Source organism: Desulforamulus profundi, assembly GCF_002607855.1.
Map to the genome: position 1 here is coordinate 1 of NZ_AWQQ01000142.1, position 1,613 is coordinate 1,613.

Below are 1,613 nucleotides of genomic sequence, written 5' to 3' on the forward strand. Positions count from 1 at the left end.
CCATGTTACAAATGTTAGCACCCATTGCCTTGCCTCAGTTAGTGTTACAAATCCTTTGGTAGGGTAATTAGGGCGGTATTTGCATGTACGGAAGATGGATTCAGCGTATGGGTTGTCGTTGCTTACTCTAGGGCGGCTTCTTGATGGAGTTATCCCCAACTGATAGAGGGTTTCCAGTAGGGTTGCCCCTTTCATAGGGCTGCCGTTGTCTGAATGCAAGACTAATGGCTGGTTAACTAACGTGCGTTTTTCAGATATTATTGCCCGCCGTACTAATATACTGGCGTTCTCAGATAATTCTTCGGTCCATATATCCCAAGCAACTATTTTGCGGCTGAACAAATCCAATATGAGATATAGATAGAAATAGATGCCCTTAACAGGTCCCGGAAGGTAGGTAATATCCCACATCCAGACTTGATTAGGTCCGGTGGCACAATGTGTTGAAATGGGTTTTGAACCTGGTTTTTAGCTCTTCCCCGATGGTATTGCATATTGTTTTCTTTCAGGACTCTGTAAAATGTTGACTCAGAAGCTATATAAATGCCTTCATCAGCTAGTCTAGGTACAATTTGACTGGGTGGTAAACTTTTGAATTCAGGTTGATTCGCTGTTTTTATTATGGCTTCTCTTTCATCTGGACTAAGTTTGTTTGCAGGCTTTCGTTTGGCATGTTTACGCTGGTCTTCATCAGGTGATAGACTGCTTCTCCAGCGTTGCAGAGTACGCTGAGATATTCCAAGCACCTTACAAGCCRYTGKTTCCCTGGCCCCGTTAGCAACAGCTTCTTTGATCAGTGAAATAACTTTTTTGCGATCTGAGACACTGATCAGTCGTCCTCGGGGTCCCCCCAGATCGCTTGGGCCTTTTTTCTTAGAACCAGGAGTGCAGCAGTTTCAGCAAGTGCAGCTTCTTTCCGTTTAAGTTCCTTTTGGAGGTCCTTAAGCTCTCGGTCCTTTTGGCGAAGATCCTTTTGTAGTTGGGCAGCCTGTTGGCTACGCCACCATTGGCCTGCATACAGGCATCCCGCCAGGCCTCCACCTGTTCAACAAAGAGACCTTTAGAGCGGCAGTATTCTGCTAATTCAATCTCGCTTAAGGATGCTGTTTCAACAACAATTAAGAATTTATCCTGTGTGCKCCATTTTTCTGCTTCAGGCTCACCGCCTGGAACTGCTATGCCGTTGGCTCTGGCCTTTTTCTTCCAGCTGTGTAGCGTGCCCTCTGAAAGACCTGTTTCTCTTGCGATGGAATTAACAGATTCATTATTGGGTGGCATCATTCTTTTGATAATGGAGTACTTGAATTCATCACTGTATCTTGTCATAGCTTCCTCCTCAGTAATGGTACTTTTCTTACTATAGTTTATTTAGAGGTCTATGACAACTATCCTAACACAGGGGGAAATCGGTGTTGATATGTCTGTGTTCCCTACAGCCAAACACTTGTGTTCCTGGGCAGGAGTGACTCCTCAAAACAACGAGAGTGCTGGCAAGAAACATTCTGTTCGCATATCCCGTGCCGGTGTTTATATCAAGCCACTTTTGGTACAGTGCGCCAACGCTGTTGTTAAAAGTGATAAACACCCTGAAATCAAGGGTCGCTATTTATCTA

General features: G+C 44.7%; 2 protein-coding genes and 2 pseudogenes. 1 reads left to right on the forward strand and 3 read right to left on the reverse strand.

Annotation, left to right across the window (positions count from 1 at the left end; genetic code table 11):
- The 3 genes and pseudogenes from P378_RS17480 to P378_RS17490 form a co-directional block, all read right to left on the reverse strand.
- A partial coding sequence (locus tag P378_RS17480; protein ID WP_274378768.1) for a DDE-type integrase/transposase/recombinase occupies positions 1 to 450 on the reverse strand: 450 nt, incomplete at its 3' end.
- Positions 451 to 518: 68 nt separating this feature from the next.
- Positions 519 to 746 (reverse strand): annotated as a pseudogene (locus P378_RS24360) (IS3 family transposase); the annotation flags it as partial.
- A 127-nt stretch (positions 747 to 873) separates the two neighbouring features.
- A complete protein-coding gene (locus tag P378_RS17490; RefSeq protein ID WP_099084098.1) occupies positions 874 to 1,326 on the reverse strand; it encodes a transposase in 453 nt (150 codons plus the stop codon).
- A 70-nt stretch (positions 1,327 to 1,396) separates the two neighbouring features.
- On the opposite strand from P378_RS17490, the pseudogene P378_RS17495 reads away from it, so the two are divergent.
- Positions 1,397 to 1,613 (forward strand): annotated as a pseudogene (locus tag P378_RS17495) (IS110 family transposase); the annotation flags it as partial.